This window comes from Pedobacter rhizosphaerae (assembly GCF_900111155.1).
Lineage (GTDB): Bacteria > Bacteroidota > Bacteroidia > Sphingobacteriales > Sphingobacteriaceae > Pedobacter > Pedobacter rhizosphaerae.
In genome coordinates this window covers 17,749-33,742 of record NZ_FOGG01000001.1, presented here as the reverse complement: position 1 = coordinate 33,742, position 15,994 = coordinate 17,749, and the positions used below count along the sequence as shown (strand labels likewise).

General features: G+C 40.2%; 10 protein-coding genes. 6 read left to right on the top strand and 4 right to left on the bottom strand.

The window, feature by feature from the left end; genetic code table 11:
• Positions 1–36: 36 nt before the first annotated feature.
• Together BMX11_RS00105 and ruvX are read right to left on the bottom strand one after the other, a co-directional pair.
• On the bottom strand, positions 37–672 hold the full coding sequence (locus tag BMX11_RS00105) for an O-methyltransferase (RefSeq protein ID WP_090879481.1): 636 nt from the start codon (positions 670–672) through the stop codon (positions 37–39).
• A gap of 8 nt (positions 673–680) precedes the next feature.
• A complete protein-coding gene (gene ruvX / locus BMX11_RS00100) occupies positions 681–1,097 on the bottom strand; it encodes a Holliday junction resolvase RuvX (protein WP_090879478.1) in 417 nt (138 codons plus the stop codon).
• 226 nt (positions 1,098–1,323) lie between these two features.
• Here ruvX and BMX11_RS00095 point away from each other — a divergent pair, with 226 nt between their 5' ends.
• Positions 1,324–2,073 carry a DUF3575 domain-containing protein gene (locus BMX11_RS00095; protein ID WP_090879474.1) on the top strand — a complete coding sequence of 250 codons (750 nt, stop codon included), beginning with the start codon at positions 1,324–1,326 and terminating at the stop codon, positions 2,071–2,073.
• Positions 2,074–2,376: 303 nt separating this feature from the next.
• Here BMX11_RS00095 and BMX11_RS00090 read toward each other — a convergent pair whose 3' ends face one another.
• Positions 2,377–4,794 carry an outer membrane beta-barrel family protein gene (locus tag BMX11_RS00090; RefSeq protein WP_090879471.1) on the bottom strand — a complete coding sequence of 806 codons (2,418 nt, stop codon included), beginning with the start codon at positions 4,792–4,794 and terminating at the stop codon, positions 2,377–2,379.
• Positions 4,795–5,035: 241 nt separating this feature from the next.
• On the opposite strand from BMX11_RS00090, the gene BMX11_RS00085 reads away from it, so the two are divergent.
• The 3 genes from BMX11_RS00085 to BMX11_RS00075 are packed head-to-tail and all read left to right on the top strand — an operon-like array spanning position 5,036 to position 8,152.
• A complete protein-coding gene (locus tag BMX11_RS00085) occupies positions 5,036–6,184 on the top strand; it encodes a DNA polymerase III subunit (RefSeq protein WP_090879468.1) in 1,149 nt (382 codons plus the stop codon).
• A gap of 2 nt (positions 6,185–6,186) precedes the next feature.
• Positions 6,187–7,701, top strand: a complete 1,515-nt coding sequence (locus BMX11_RS00080) for a PSP1 domain-containing protein (RefSeq protein WP_090879465.1) — start codon at positions 6,187–6,189, stop codon at positions 7,699–7,701.
• Positions 7,670–8,152, top strand: a complete 483-nt coding sequence (locus BMX11_RS00075; RefSeq protein ID WP_090879463.1) for a gliding motility lipoprotein GldH — start codon at positions 7,670–7,672, stop codon at positions 8,150–8,152. Before BMX11_RS00080 ends, BMX11_RS00075 begins: the two co-directional genes overlap by 32 nt.
• A gap of 777 nt (positions 8,153–8,929) precedes the next feature.
• Here BMX11_RS00075 and BMX11_RS00070 read toward each other — a convergent pair.
• Complete coding sequence (locus BMX11_RS00070; protein ID WP_175474442.1) at positions 8,930–10,228, bottom strand: UDP-N-acetylmuramoyl-tripeptide--D-alanyl-D-alanine ligase; 1,299 nt, start codon at positions 10,226–10,228, stop codon at positions 8,930–8,932.
• Positions 10,229–10,313: 85 nt separating this feature from the next.
• On the opposite strand from BMX11_RS00070, the gene BMX11_RS00065 reads away from it, so the two are divergent.
• A complete protein-coding gene (locus BMX11_RS00065; protein ID WP_090879460.1) occupies positions 10,314–12,809 on the top strand; it encodes a M14 metallopeptidase family protein in 2,496 nt (831 codons plus the stop codon).
• 206 nt (positions 12,810–13,015) lie between these two features.
• Positions 13,016–15,988 (top strand): SusC/RagA family TonB-linked outer membrane protein, encoded by a 2,973-nt coding sequence (locus tag BMX11_RS00060; protein ID WP_090879457.1) that lies wholly within the window; start codon positions 13,016–13,018, stop codon positions 15,986–15,988.
• Positions 15,989–15,994 lie beyond the last annotated feature (6 nt).

The window sequence follows — 15,994 nt, the reverse complement described above, 5'->3', positions numbered from 1 at the left end:
TCTAATGTCTCTTCTCTAGCGTCTCCATATAAGCTATTACTTTTTCCTGATCACAAATAAACCATCTCTTACAGGCAAAATCATTTTCTCTACCCGATCATCTGTTGCGATCTTATCATTAAAATTAGTAATATTCCTGGTGTCTTTATCTTGTTGATTATGAAGTACTTTTCCACTCCATAGTACGTTATCCACAATGATAATTCCACCCGGACGAACGCGATCAAAAATCAAATCGTAATATGTGCCATTATTTTTCTTGTCAGCGTCGATAAAAACCAGGTCAAAAACCTCGTCTAAGTCATTTAGTGTTTGAGTGGCATCGCCCAGAATATAATTGATTTGTTTGTTATAGGCAGATTGTGCAAAATGACCGCGCACCATATCTTCCAGTTCCAGATTGATATCTAAAGTATAGAGTATTCCATCGGCAGTCAGTCCTTCAGCTAAACAGAGTGTAGCATAACCTGTAAAAGTGCCTATTTCGAGAATCCTTTTAGGTGAAATCATTTTGCTTAAGAAGCTCAGCACCCGGCCTTGATAGTGACCAGAAAGCATTCTTGGCATCAATACTTTTAAATTGGTTTCTCTATCTATCTGCTGTAAAAGCTCGCTTTCAGGTTCGCAATAGCGAAGAAGCAATTGTTGTAAGTCGTCGTTTATCAGGCTCATGTGTCGGGTTATAAACGGTTTTGTTCCATAAAATATTGTAAAATAATCGTAGCTGATATGGTATCAACCCGTTCTTTGTTCTGTCTGTCAGATTTTTTCAGACCACTTTGCATAATGGTTCGCTGGGCCATTTTCGAGGTAAACCGCTCATCTACCCAATGTTGCGGAATGGTTGGGAAAGCTTTTTTTAAGGAGGTAGAAAAGCCCTTTACGTGCTGTGCCGAATCTGAAGGCGATCCATCCATTTGCTTGGGGTCGCCTAGTACAAAAGCTTCTACCTGCTCGGTTAAAAGATACTTTTTCAGGTATTCCATAATATCTTTTGGATGAATGGTATCTAAGCCCGTGGCAATAATCTGCAAGGGATCTGTAACCGCAATACCAATGCGCTTGGTGCCATAATCAAAAGCTAGAATTCGGGCCATATTAACAGGTTAAGCGATGGGGTTTAAAATCATCGCGTAAAAATTAAAAGCCCCAAAGGTAAGGTTTTTTGGATTACCACTTTTTAATGCTCATTGTGTATTTTTTTGCTCTAAATGAGCAATGAGATTCCCACATAATTAAAGCAGCTGATTTTTGGTTGCTGATTAACAGTATGTTGAGTGTTTGGCGCTGGTATTGCTAATTGAGGTTAAACCAACTCAAAATATGAATCTAAATTATTCAAAGAAACTAATCCTATGCGCTATTATGGGGTTGTTTTTTATCTTCAATAGCTTTGGACAAGCTACAAATGTAAAATTTCCGGCAGATACCGGTAAAAATTTAATCAAATTGAACTTTGGCTCTTTCCTGTTTAAAACGCTAAATGTACAGTATGAACGTGCCATACACAAAAAGATGGTACTTGGCCTGGGCATTCGTTTTGCCCCTAAAGGTTCGGTACCTTTTATAGCTTCGTTTGGAGACGATGAAGAAGTAACAGGGAGTATTAAAACCGGTAACTTTGCCTTTACCCCAGAGGTAAGATGGTATTTCGGGAAGAATGTTTTTAAAGGGTTTTATGTGGCCCCATTTTTAAGACTGGCAAACTACACTGCTGCGCTGGACTATGATTATACGGTTGATGGCAGCCAGGAGATTATCCCTCTAAAAGGTAATTTGACCACCTTTACTACTGGAGTGTTAATTGGTGCGCAATGGAGAATTGCTAATAAAGTGTATTTCGACTGGTCGATTTTCGGTCCCCAATATGGATTTTCGAAAGGTAAAATCAGTGGAACAAAAAGTTTGTCGGCTGAAGAACAGAAATCTTTAAGAGAAGAATTGAAAGGTCTTGAAAGCGATATGCCAATTGGAAAGATAAGCTCAAGTGTTGATGGGAATGGTGCAACAGTAAATGTTAGTGGGCCATGGGCTGGAATTAGGGCAAATCTGGGAATTGGATACCGGTTTTAGTGCTGTGTTTTAATTGGATTGAGGCCGCTGTATCATGATACGATAAATTGCCAATCCTGTGTTTCCTGACGTAAAATCGGGACAAATTGCCGAACACCTAATTAAGTGCTATTAGGGCGTTTCCAATGCTATCAACTTAAGGAGAAAACTAAAATGGATTGTCAATCCTGAGCCTGTCGAAGGGTAATTCATTTTAGTTTTCGACTTATTAAGAAGGTCTTCGACAAGCTCAAACTTGACAGAATTGAATATAGATTTAATTTATGAAACAGCGGCATTCATTCTGCTGAATGTTGTCCGACATTAACTCCCTGCCCTATTCATCTCATCTGTAGCGCTTCCACTTGATCGCTTTGCGGCTTTAAGCGGTTTACCAAAGCGATAGGTAAAGGCAAGATTAATTACACGGCTATCCCTGGTGAGGATAAAATATTCATTGGCACCGGGAAAATCGGTTAATCCCTCCATGGCCTGGGTGTAGAAAATATCTCGTGCACTTAGTTTCAAGCTACCTTTGCCTTTTAAGATCGTTTGTGCCAAGCCAAGGGAAACTTGCCCGGTGGGGTAAAGCAATTCCTGCAGGTCGTTTCTAGCCTTAGTGATGTAATAGCCAGAAAGTTCGGCGCTTAATCCCTTATTAATGGTAAACTGGTTGCTCAGGCTAGACTGAAGCTGGTTAATGGAGGAAGAGTAATTCACGTTTTGATAACCTTTTAATTCTTTGCGGTTAAAGGTACTTTGAGCGTTAACAGACCACCAGGACCATGGCGATACCTGTAAGGCTATGGATAGGCTTAAATTATGAACTTTTCCAACATTTCCTTCTGTGTACACCAAAATGTCGGTCCCTTCAGATAAAAAAAGTTGCGAGAAATAATCGTTAATCCGGCTATAAGAGAAGGTAGTACTGAGCAATTGTTTAAATTGATGACTCAACTCCAGGTTCCAGCTGTATTGCGGTAAGAAAAAAGGATTGCCACGCTGATAAGTGTATTTATTAATGATGAAAACAAAAGGATTCAGCTTTTGGTAGGCCGGCCTGTCTATTCTTCTGCTGACGGTAAAGCTAAACGTATTTAAAGAATCGGCTTCGTAACTGATGTAGCCTGACGGAAAGAGATTACTATAAGTTCTTGAAAATGCAGAATCGGGCTTGATGCTGTTCCCGAGTTGATGCGCATCATAATTGGTATTCTCATAACGTAAGCCCGCCTGTATGTTAAATTTTCCCCATTTGGTTTCCAAACTGCTGTATAGGGCGTTAATATGCTCTTTGTATAAAAAATGGTTGCTTTTGTTTAAATCTTCCGAAAGCGATGTTCCATCAAATAATTGGTAATCGGCAATGTTATCTGTACTGATCGAAGAAGATTTGAAACCCGATTCAAGTTTGTATTTTTTTCCAATGCGCAGGGTATGATCAACTTTAGCTGCAAAAATTTTTAGCGATGAAGGAATGGCAGCGACCGATCCTCTGCTATACCCTCCGGCAGCTAAAAGTTTATTGGTAAATACCTGGTCATTATCAATGTCATATTTCAGCGCATCCAGGTCGATGGATAGATCTTGCGATTTGCTCAACGATTGCCTGAGGTTAAGATTGATCGCAGCATTCTGGAGTTTAAAATCGGTATTGCTGTAAGTAGCGACTGCAGAATCCACCTGGGCGGCAGCATTCTTCCAGGTGGCTGTAGCTTCACTGTTTCCTAGCCTGCCTGCCAGATTTCCGGTGAGGGTTAAGCCGATAGTGGTTTTGTCGGAGGCATAAATGTCTAGTCCGGTTTTAAGCAAGTGCCCATTGTTTTTACTGAAAAATGTGGTGGGTTGATCCAAAATAGCCTCTACAGTGCCGTTTTCCGAAAAGTATTGACGGTAGGCATAAATATCGGTAAAGCTCTTATTCAGGTTTAAACTATAATTGGCAAATACATTTACACGTCCTTTGCGGTAATTCAACATCAGGTTATTATTGTTTTTGTAATATTTCCCCTGTCCGGCAGAAGCCATAATGGAGCCGTTGAAACCCTCCTGTTTATTCTTCTTGGTTTTGATATTAATGATTCCTGCATTTCCGCTCGCATCATACTTCGCCGAAGGATTCGTAATCAGTTCTATCTGATTGACTTGCGATGAACTCATGTTGCTCAACAAGTTGTTGAGTTCTGTTCCGGAAAGATAGGTTTGTTTGTCATCAATCATAACCAGAACGCTAGATTTACCTTGTAAGCTGAGACCGCCATTTTTATCAACCATTACTCCGGGCGATTTTTCCAAGAGTTCTAAAACAGTTGTTCCGGTATTGGTAACTGCGGCATCAACATTAACAATGGTTTTACCTTGCGTGTGTTGAATCAGTTGTTTTTTCCCAGATATGGTCACATCACTAAGGTTTTTACCACCCATTTTCATGTTGATAACAAGGCTATTTCCTTCAAAAGGGCTTTTAAGGATTTTAGTCAGCTGTGTATTATACCCTAGTGCAATAATTTTAAAAAGGTAATCTCCTTTTTGAGGCTCGTAAAATAAAACCTGGCCAGCACTGTCTGTTGCGTTGGATTGGATCAGATTTTGGCTGCCTGCTACCAGTAATTGTACTGTTGCATTCGAAATAGGTCTTTTTTGTTCGTCTATTACGAGTAGCTGTATGCTTTTGGTTTGGGCAATAGCCATGAAAGACCAGCAAATATGCAATATGGTAAGCCAGTATTTCACAGGTTTCATGAGCTAATGGAGTTGTTCGGTATGTAAATATATCACTATCAGTGGATTTGCCAGCCATGTGCTGTATGATCTTTTAGCCTAAAATAAATTTCAATCAGACTTCAAACTATGCGAAAGGCACTTTTTTATTTTTATGGAGTAGAAATGTTACGGGATTGATTATCTCTTTGTATTGTCTAAAAAAACATGATTCTGATTGTCGAGGCTATGAATATCATATGTATTTCTTATTTTGCACCAAATGCAGTTTAAAGAGATCATAGGACAAGAGAGAATAAAGCAACAATTGGTTCAAACGGTTAAGGAAAACCGAATTAGCCATGCGCAGCTTTTTTTGTCGCCTGTGGGCTCAGGTGCAGTACCACTTGCCATCGCTTATGCGCAATATATCAACTGTTTAGATAAGGGCGAGCACGATAGTTGCGGTGTTTGTGCAAGTTGCAGAAAGTATGAACGTTATATTCACCCCGATCTGCATTTTTCTTACCCTTTCTTCGCATCTGCAAGTGTTAAAATAGCAGTAGATGTTTTAGAAGAATGGCGGAGTATGCTTACACAGGATCCGTATTTTGATATGGATATCTGGCGTTCTAAGTTAGATGCCGCGAATAAACAAGCGAACATTAACATTGCAGAATGCCACGACATTATTAAAAAGTTAAGTTACAAGGCTTTTGAGGCCGAAACAAAGGTACTCATTATGTGGCTGCCCGAATATTTAGATAAGGCTGGGAATGCCTTGTTGAAGTTAATTGAAGAGCCACCAGCCAATACCCTTTTTATCTTAATTGCGCAAAGCCAGGACCAGATTTTAAGTACGATTTTATCCAGAACACAGATTGTTAAAATCCCTAAACTTACGGGCGAAGAAATTTCTCATTACTTAATAGAGAATAACGGATTGACTGATCATCAGGCCATTGACTATGCCTTTTTGGCTGACGGAAATTTAATTGAGGCGAAGGCTTTAGCGGCCGATACCCAAAGCGATAGCTCCGGAACTTTTACCAGCTGGCTGCGGATGGGTTTTGGAAATAAAGTGCCCGACCTGATTAATTTTACTGATGAGGCAGCCAAGTGGGGAAGAGAAAACCAAAAGAATTTTTTAAGGTACGGGGTTAATTATCTGAGAGAATGTTGTCTCATTTTAAGTGGTGCCGAAGCATTGGTAAAACTGCCTCCACTAACCCTTGAAACGGCTAAAAAGCTCAGCGAGCACGTACTTAGCCTACCAATGGCAGAAGCCATTATTGCCGAACTGGAAAAAGCACATTATCATATAGAACGGAATGCGAACCCGAAAATTCTGTTTTTAGATGTATCTTTACAGTTGGTAAAAATTATCAAGTTTAAAACGCTCCCTGCGGGGACTCAATATATATACAACTAATTATGGGATGTGGAAGTTGTTCTACGGGCGGTGGTTGCACCCCCAATGGATGCAAAAGTAATGGCTCATGCGGCACAGGTGGGTGTCAAACAATGGAAGTTCATGATTGGCTGTCTAATTTAGACATGCCATCCAATTATAAACCGTTTCAGGTTACAGAAGTAAAATTTAAAGGTTCACGTAAGGAATTTTTCCTTAACAGCGATAATATTTACCTTGAAATTGGCGAGTTGGTTGCTGTTGAAGGCCCAACTGGCGGATACGATGTTGGGCACGTTTCGCTAACTGGCGAGCTTGTGCGCATCCAGATGAAACGCAGGAAAACCACTGTTGATCAGGTTACTAAAAAGGTGTACCGTAAGGCAACAGAGGCCGATGTGGAAAAATGGAACGCAGCTAAGGGAATGGAATGGGAAACCATGCATAAAGCCCGTAAGCTGGCGCTTGATTTACGTTTGTCTATGAAAATTAGCGATGTAGATTATCAGGCAGACAAGACTAAGGCTACATTCTTTTATACTGCAGATGGGCGTGTCGATTTTAGAGAGCTCATTAAAAAAATGGCCGAAAGTTTCCGGATAAGGATCGAAATGCGCCAGATTGGAATGCGTCAGGAAGCTGGCCGTTTAGGTGGTATTGGTTCTTGCGGACGTGAGCTTTGCTGTTCTACCTGGTTAACCAACTTTAAAACGGTTTCTACCGCTGCGGCAAGATATCAAAACCTTTCATTAAATACGTTAAAGCTTGCAGGCCAGTGTGGTAAGTTAAAATGCTGCTTAAATTATGAGCTTGATACTTACTTAGATGCACTGAAGGATATTCCAGATAGAATTGAAAATCTGGATACAGAAGCCGGTTATGCCCGTCACCAGAAAACAGATATTTTTAAAAAAATTATGTGGTTTAGTTACCCGAATGATGAAAACTGGATTCCGGTTTCCTCAGTGAGGGTAAAAGAGATCATGGCTTTAAATAAGCAGGGAAAAAAAGTTCCTAACTTAAAAGAGCAAGCCATCCAGGTTGCAGCTCCGGTTATCGTAGAAAAATCATTCGATTATGAAAACGTTGTTGGACAAGATAGTTTAACCCGTTTAGACGAGCGTTCGAAAAATAAAAACAAGAACAATCAGAAAAATAACCGCAATCAGCATAAAAAGGATAGAAATCCGAACGCTGATAAGGCAGGTTCCAATCAGCCTAAACCACAACAGCAGCAAGCTAAGGCACAGCAGCAGGGTGGGCAGAAGCAACAGCCAAATCCGGCTAAAAATCAGCAACCTAACGCTAAAGGACAGCAACCAAAGGGCCCAAGGCCACCACAAAATCAAGCGAAAGTGCAGCCACAGGCAAAACCTCAGCAAGAGCAGGGCGCTAAACCATTGGTAAAAGCAGAAGGACAAGCTGTAGATGGCGCAAAACCGGAACAAAACCGCAATCGCAACAGAAATAATCGCAGGAAGAATAACAATAGAAAGAACAATAATAATGGTTCGGAAAGTAAACCTTCGGCTGAATAAAAATACGGCTTATCTGATTTGTTATTGGTTACTTTGTTCAATCTTTTTAGGTTGTTCATCTGGTATAGTAGATAGCAATAATGAAATTCCTGAACGTAAATGGACTTACAGAAACCATGTGGTCACGGCATTTGAGATTAAAGATAACCGTAAAGCATACAATGTTTATTTCAAATTGAGGCATACAGCCGACTATAAATACGCCAACATCTTCATATTGGCTCATTTTAGAGACGGAAAAAATACAGTAACTAAACGCTACCAGTACAAGCTTGCAAAAAACGATGGCGAATGGCTGGGTAGTGGGTCTGGAAATGTGTTTAACTACACCCTACCCCTTTTAACCAGTCATTATTTCCCTCACAATGGTAAGTTTAGCATCGAAATAGAACAGAACATGCGCGATAATCCCTTGGTTGAAGTGAGTGATGTGGGGGTGTTGGTGGAGTAGTTTTTAGTAGGTAGTCTCTGAACAAGTCCTTAGTCGGTAGTCTTAAGTACAGAGTCTTGGGCGCATGGCCCATAACCTGTCCGTAGAGTTAAGCGCAGCGTCTCTACGGATTACAACATACCGTTGAGTTTCATAACTCAGCATTAATTAAACCGAGTCCAAGACTCTCCTCCATTAAACAATCCGTAGAACTCCTGCGGAACTCGACGGACAGGATTGCCTATCCTGAAAAAGTCCTCAGTTAGCAGTCTTAAGTCCAGAGTACTGGGCGCATAGCCCAACTCAAAGCCTTTCTAAGTTTGGAGCGGGGAGCTGGGAGCTTGGAGTACTGGGTGGATTGAAAAAGTCCTCAGTTAGCAGTCTTAAGTCCAGAGTACTGGGCGCATAGCCCAACTCAAAGCTTTTCTAAGTTTAGAGCTGGGAGCTTGGAGTTTGGAGTACTGGGTGCATTGAAAAAGTCCTCAGTCTGTAGTCTTAAGTCCAGAGTCTTGGGCGCATAACCTGTCCGTAGAGTTAAGCGCAGCGGCTCTACGGATTACAAAATACCGTTGAGTTTCATAACTCAACATTACTTAAACCGAGTCCAAGACTCTCCTCCATTAAACAATCCGTAGAACTCCTGCGGAACTCTACGGACAGGATTGGGAGTATTAGGCACATTGCCCAACTCACCATCTAAACAGCTCGCCACCTCACCAAGTTTGCTGTTGGGAGGCTATAGTAGTAGGCGCATCGCCCAACTCACCGTCTAAACCCCTCACCAACTCACCGCTTAACCTACAGGTATTGCAACAAATTCTCCAGTTTCATACCTCTAGATCCTTTCAAAAGTACCAGGTTGTTTTTAATGGAATTTTTTTGCAGATAATCTGCAGCTTCTGCCGGGGTTTCAAAGAAAACACCTTTCAGCTGATCTTTATAGGCAAAGAAGTATTTACCAATCAGAATAATTTTATCTAATCCACTTGCTGCAGCCTGCTTAGCAATAATTTCATGCTGTTCTGCGGATTCTGGTCCAAGTTCGAACATATCCCCAAGGATGGCTGTTTTTTTATCTGCCGATAAAACAGCAATATTATTTAATGCTGCGGCCATGCTACTTGGATTTGCGTTGTAAAAATCACAAATTACCTTGTTTGAGGCTGTTTCGGTCAGTTGTGAGCGGTTATTTTTAGGTTCGTACTGAGCCAAACCGGTATTGATCTCCATTGGCGTCATATCAAAGAAGTCGCCAATGCAAATTGCAGCTAAGATATTCTCAAAATTATAACTTCCCGTTAATTGGGTTTTAACGCTCGAAGATTCATCGTGGTTGGTCCAGTCAACTTCAATATAAGGGTCGCTGCTTCTTAAGCTTCCTTTTATGGTGTTGCCGTTTTCAGTACCGTAATAAACTAATTTATGGAGTCCTGCGGCAGCACTCATTTCTAATAGATTAGGGTTGTTTCTGTTGATGAAAGTGTAACCATTTGTCGCTTTCAGGTAAGCATAAAGTTCAGCCTTACCTTTTTTTACTCCTTCAAAACCACCAAATCCATCTAAATGTGCCATCCCTACATTGGTGATGATCCCATGGGTAGGTTGAGCGATGGTACAAAGTAACTCGATTTCTTTTTGATGATTGGCTCCCATTTCAATTACAGCAATCTCTACAGATGGCGTAATTGCTAAGATGGATAAAGGAACACCAATGTGATTATTTAGATTTCCAAAGGTTGCAAATGTTTTAAAACGCTCAGCTAATACGGCATTAATAAGTTCTTTACTGGTTGTTTTTCCGTTGCTTCCCGTGAGGCCAATAACCGGAATTTGAAGTTGTTTGCGGTGATGTCTGGCTAAATCCTGCAACGTCGATAACACATCTTTTACCAGGATGCATTTTTCCGAAACATATTGTTCCTCATCAATTATAGCATACGAAGCCCCTTTCTCTATAGCATGCTGCGCAAATTGGTTGGCATTAAAAAGATCACCTTTCAGGGCGAAAAAGATGCAGCCGTTAGTAATATTTCTGGTATCGGTAGAAATAATCGGGTTTGCTAAGTAAACTTGATACAAATCTTCTGTGGAAATCATGCTCATGGTAAAAATTATGCTGTAAAATTAAGCTTTAGCAACAAGAAAAAACAAAATTAGTACATTAGATAAAATTATTGTTTTTATGAAGAAACTGCTAACGTTCTGTGTCGCTATCCTGGCTTCGGTTTTATCATTAAATGCTCAAGTTAAATCGCCCGACGAATTTTTAGGGTATGAGCTGGGCACTCATTTTACACCCCATCATCAGGTTGCAAATTATTTTAGACAAGCTGCGGCTTTTTCTCCTAAAAACATCAAATTGATTGAATATGGAAAAACAAATGAGGGAAGACCTTTAATGGTTGCCATTATCTCTTCTTCAGAAAACATTTCCAGATTAGAACAGATTAGGCTGAACAACCTGAAAATGACCAGGGTTGAAGGCGATAATCTTGACCTTAGTAAGCAACCGGCGATTGTTTGGCTGAGCTATAATGTTCATGGCAATGAAGCAAATTCTACTGAAACAGCCATGAAAATGCTTTATACTTTAGCTTCCGGCAACAACAGACAGGCTAACGATTGGTTAAAAAATACCGTTGTGGTTATTGATCCCTGCTTAAATCCAGACGGCAGAGATCGATATGTAAATTACTTTAACAGCGTTGTAGGCAAACAGCCGAATTCAGATCCTACATCGAGAGAGCACATAGAGCCATGGCCCGGAGGGCGGCCTAATCATTATTATTTTGATTTGAACAGAGATTGGGCATGGCAAACACAAATTGAAAGTCAGCAACGTTTGGCCTTATACAATGACTGGATGCCTCAGGTGCATGTCGATTTTCATGAACAAGGTTATAACGAGCCCTACTACTTTGCCCCTGCGGCAGAGCCTGTTCACCAGGATATTACGCCATGGCAAAGAAGTTTTCAGGTTGTAGTGGGAAAAAATAATGCGAAGTACTTTGATGCTGAAGGCTGGCAGTACTTCACCAAGGAACGTTTTGACCTGCTTTATCCCTCTTACGGCGACACTTATCCCTTGTATAACGGCTCTATTGGAATGACCTATGAGCAAGGCGGGATCAGAGCGGGGTTGTCTGTTGTGAATAATGATGGAGACACCTTAACCTTGAAGGACCGTATCGCTCATCACTTTACTACAGGTATGTCTACCGTAGAGGTAAGCGCTATAAATCACAGCAAACTGGTTACCGAATTTAAGAAATACTTCCAGCATGAGATGACTAATCCGCCAGGAGCCTACAAGAGCTTTATCATTAAACCCACTAATCTTTCCAGGCAAAAGAAATTGGCAGAATTGCTTACTAAAAATAAGATTGAATTTGCCTATGGGGGGGATAAAAACGGAAGAGGTTACGATTATGATACACAGAAAGAGGAAAGTTTTACCATTGGACGAAATGATTTGATTGTCAATGTTCAGCAACCCCGGGCAGTTTTAACCAATGTTTTGTTTGAGCCCCAAACTTTTGTGTCTGATTCTAATACTTACGATATAACCGCATGGGCGTTACCCTATGTATTTGGTTTAAAGGCTTATGCTTCAAAGGAAAGTGTAAAAGGGAAATTTTCTTCTTTGGATGAAGTTAAACCCGTTAGCAGTGAGGTAGATAAGCCGCTTGCCTGGTTGTTTGAGTGGGGAGCGAGTGAGGATGCTCAATTGTTAATTGATTTGCAAAGGGCAAATCTTAAAGTCCGTCAGGCGAGCCAGCCATTTACAGTGACGGGTAAGGATTATCCATCGGGAACATTAATTGTTTTACGGGTAGAAAATGAGCGGATCAATAAAAATGTTAAAGGAAAAGTGACAGACATTACCCAGGCCCACGGCAAGCCATTACAAGCTATTTCGAGTGGTTTTGTAGATAAGGGTAAGGATTTCGGATCGGATGTTTACCCGCTTTTGAAACAACCTAAAATTGCCATCGCTTCTGGTAATGAGGTTTCTTCTCTTGCTTTTGGCGAAGTTTGGTTTTATTTGGAGCACGACCTTAAATTGACACCTACGGTGATCAATGCTCAGAATATTAACAATTTGGATATCAATGCGATTAACACCCTCGTGCTTCCAGATGGAAATTACGGGAATTTGTTTGGCGAGGGGCTGTCGAACTGGCTTAATAAAGGAGGTCGTTTAATCCTGATGGAAGATGCCATTGAAGCTTCATTTGAGAAAAAGGGATTTGATATTAAGAAAAAGGAAGTTGTGGTTAAAAAAGAAGCGAAGCCCGAGCCTAATAAGCAGGCATTTAAGGATAAGGATAAAGATAATTTTGAATATGCTATTCCCGGGGCTATCTATAAAGTAAATTTAGATGCTACTCACCCCTTTGCTTACGGCTTAGGTAAGAACTACTATACTTTAAAAACCGACCGAAAGATTTATGAGCCCTTTACTAAGGGGTGGAATGTAGGGCAATTGGCTGAAAAGAGTTTAATGGCTGGAGTAGTAGGTAAAAAAGTGCGCGAAGAACTCAAATCGGGATTGCTTATTGGTGTGCAGGATTTTGGTAAAGGGCAGGTGGTATATATCGCTAACGATCCTTTATTCAGGAATTTCTGGGAAGGTGGAAAAACGCTGTTCGGGAATGTGGTGTTTTGCGGATATTAAGGTTTTTATAATAATGTAAGCAACAGATGAGCGTGTTGTTATTTCCTGTATTATAACAAAAGCTAAGAATCAAAGTTAGCAAAACGTACAATGTCAGTAAAAAGTCATTAAAACCTACGCGTTTGTTAAATTTTGTTAAATTGTTCCTTATCTCTATTATATTTATCGCTTTAAACACAAATAATTCATTAACTAACTTAAATTTCATGAAAAAACTTCTACAAAGTTTGTTCATACTTTTGTTTGTTGCATCTACCGCAATGGCTCAAGACAGAACAATTACTGGTACGGTGACGTCTTCAGATGACAAGCTGCCGATGCCTGGAGTAAGCGTAAGAGTAACAGGTACGCAAATCGGATCCGTTACAGACGCTAATGGTAAATACTCCGTTAAAGTTCCTTCTGGTTCTAAAACCCTCGAATTTTCTTTTATCGGTTATCTGGTAAAAACTCAAACACTAAACGCTACTAACACTTTAAATGTAACTTTAGAGTCTGATTCTAAAACATTATCAGACGTTGTTGTAGTAGGTTATGGTCAACAAAGCAAGATTTTAAGTACTCAAACTACCGCTACGGTAAAATCTGAGTCTTTTAAAAACATGCCTATCCAAACACCACAACAAGCTTTGCAAGGACAGGCTGCCGGGGTTAACATGATCAACTCTTCTGGTGTTTTGGGTTCAGAAGCACAAATTACTATTCGTGGTGGTGGATCGATCTCTGCTATAGGAAGACCATTATACGTAATTGATGGAGTTCCTCTTAATAGTAATGGTGGCCAATATAGCCAAACCCAAGGTGGTTCTGCTGCTTTAAATCCATTGATTAATGTGAGCCCTAACGACATCGAAAGTATGACGGTGTTGAAAGATGCGGCTGCAGTAGCCATTTACGGATCACGTGGTGCAAATGGTGTAATTTTAATCACCACTAAAAAAGGTGCGGCGGGCAAAACGCGCATTAATGCAGATTATCAGAATGGTTTTTCTTCACCTACTGCAACAGAAGAAATGATGTCTGCAGATCAGTTTCGTCAGTTTAGAACAGATTATCTAAGAGCTAATAATCTTACTGTACCTACTTATCCGACAGCTAGTTATAACTGGATTGATGCCGTTGTACGCACTGGAAAGTTTAATACGGTTAACCTAAATGCAACCGGTGGTGATGAAAAAACTAAATTCTACATTGGCGGTACCTATTCTGATGAGAGTGGTTACACAATCGGAAACAACTTAAAACGCTTATCAGGAAGGTTAAATTTAGATCACAAAATTTCTGATAAATTCACTGTCGGATTAAACTACAATTTGTCACACATCGACATGGATCGTATTGGTGCTGAAAATAACACATATGCGCCTTTAACGGCTGGTTATTTACAATTGCCTTATGTAACGCCTTTTGGTCCTGATGGCAAGTTCCAGAATACTGGTTTCGTAGCCAACGTAGTAGCGATTGCAGAAACTGGGATCAATAAAAACTACTCAGATAGAAGTACAGGAAATGCTTTCCTTGAATATAATGTTATCCCGGGATTAAAATTGAAAACTGATTGGGGTATTGATAATTATGGTGTTGATGAAAAATACCGTGAAACAGATTTATTAACACCAGGTGGTTATGCTTACAGAACGCATTACACTGACAATAAATGGGTTAACAACAATACCTTAAACTACGACAAGACCTTTGGCAAACATACTATTGGTGTTTTAGCTGGTTACAGTTTTGAAACATCTAAACTTACTCAGATGATGGTTGAAGGATCTGGTTTCGTAAGTGATGATCTTCCTAACGTAGGTTCTGCCTCTACACCAATTACTGCTTCAGAAGAAGTTTTTGAGTGGGCACTTCAATCATTATTGGGTCGGTTCAACTATGACTATGACAAGAAATACCTATTTGAAGCTTCATTCAGAAGAGATGGGTCTTCTAGGTTCGGAGCAAACAAAAAGTACGGTAATTTTTATGCAGTTTCTGGAGGTTGGTTAATTTCTAACGAAGCTTTCTTTAACAAAGATAATGGCATTGCTCAAAACTTAAAGTTAACAGCAAGTTATGGTACTGCGGGTAACGATAATATTGGGTTCAACGGTTACATTGGCACATTTGCCTCAGGGTCTAACTATCTGGGTGAGGCTGGACTAACTCCAAATGTCGTTCCAAATCCTGATTTAAGCTGGGAAGAAACCGCACAATTAGATATTGGTCTTTCTGCCAGATTGTTTAAAGCTATTGATGTTCAGTTAAATTTCTATAATAAGAATACAACCGGCGCTTTATTGGCCGTTCCTTATCCATATACTACAGGTTATGCAACAGCTAATAGGAATGTGGGTAAAATGAGAAATAGAGGCTTTGAGATTGGTATTAATTCTGATAACATAGTTGGACGTGATTTCACCTGGAGAACTTCATTTAACATCGGTTTCAATAAAAACACTATTATTGATTTACCGGCTAATCCGGATGAAGATGGCCGTAATTTCTTAACTGGAAGTGCCGTGCAACGCGCGATTACTGGTTACTCTAAAAATAGCTTCTACCTTATCCGCTACAATGGCATTAACCCACAAACGGGTAATGCAGAATGGTTGAAGAAGGATGGTACACCAACAACTACGCCTCTTGCATCTGACCGCGTAATTGTAGGTAAAGGTAATCCAGATTTTTCAGGGGGTATCACCAACACATTTACTTACAAGAATTTTGATTTATCAGCATTCTTCAACTTTAGCTATGGTAATGATGTTTACTTAGATGGTTTACAGTTTGCAGACAACTTTGGGTCAGGTTCTTATAACAAGAGTGTTAAAATGTTAGATTACTGGAAACAGCCAGGAGATAATGCATTTGCGCCTGGTTTAACTAGTCCAACCAGAACAACCTATCAACAGGTTTCTACAAAACAGTTGTTGAACGGTTCATACATGCGTTTAAAAACTTTATCTGTGGGATATAGTTTCCCTAAAGAATTCTTGCAAAAAAGCAAGGTTTTCTCCAGCTTAAGACTTTACTTCCAGGGTCAGAATATCTGGACTATAAAGGACAAAGATTTCAGAGGAGACCCTGAGATTTCTGCTGACGGCTCATCCAACCTGGTGTTAGGCCAGAGTTTCTTTGCTTTGCCGCAGGCGAAAACCTTTACTTTCGGTGTAAATATTGGCCTTTAAAATTTG

Excerpts from the sequence above, each read along its gene's own strand:
- BMX11_RS00105 (WP_090879481.1), bottom strand. The coding sequence starts at position 672 with ATGAGCCTGATAAACGACGACTTACAACAATTGCTTCTTCGCTATTGC.
- ruvX (WP_090879478.1), bottom strand. The coding sequence starts at position 1,097 with ATGGCCCGAATTCTAGCTTTTGATTATGGCACCAAGCGCATTGGTATT.
- BMX11_RS00095 (WP_090879474.1), top strand. The coding sequence starts at position 1,324 with ATGAATCTAAATTATTCAAAGAAACTAATCCTATGCGCTATTATGGGG.
- BMX11_RS00090 (WP_090879471.1), bottom strand. The coding sequence starts at position 4,794 with ATGAAACCTGTGAAATACTGGCTTACCATATTGCATATTTGCTGGTCT.
- BMX11_RS00085 (WP_090879468.1), top strand. The coding sequence starts at position 5,036 with ATGCAGTTTAAAGAGATCATAGGACAAGAGAGAATAAAGCAACAATTG.
- BMX11_RS00080 (WP_090879465.1), top strand. The coding sequence starts at position 6,187 with ATGGGATGTGGAAGTTGTTCTACGGGCGGTGGTTGCACCCCCAATGGA.
- BMX11_RS00075 (WP_090879463.1), top strand. The coding sequence starts at position 7,670 with ATGGTTCGGAAAGTAAACCTTCGGCTGAATAAAAATACGGCTTATCTG.
- BMX11_RS00070 (WP_175474442.1), bottom strand. The coding sequence starts at position 10,228 with ATGATTTCCACAGAAGATTTGTATCAAGTTTACTTAGCAAACCCGATT.
- BMX11_RS00065 (WP_090879460.1), top strand. The coding sequence starts at position 10,314 with ATGAAGAAACTGCTAACGTTCTGTGTCGCTATCCTGGCTTCGGTTTTA.
- BMX11_RS00060 (WP_090879457.1), top strand. The coding sequence starts at position 13,016 with ATGAAAAAACTTCTACAAAGTTTGTTCATACTTTTGTTTGTTGCATCT.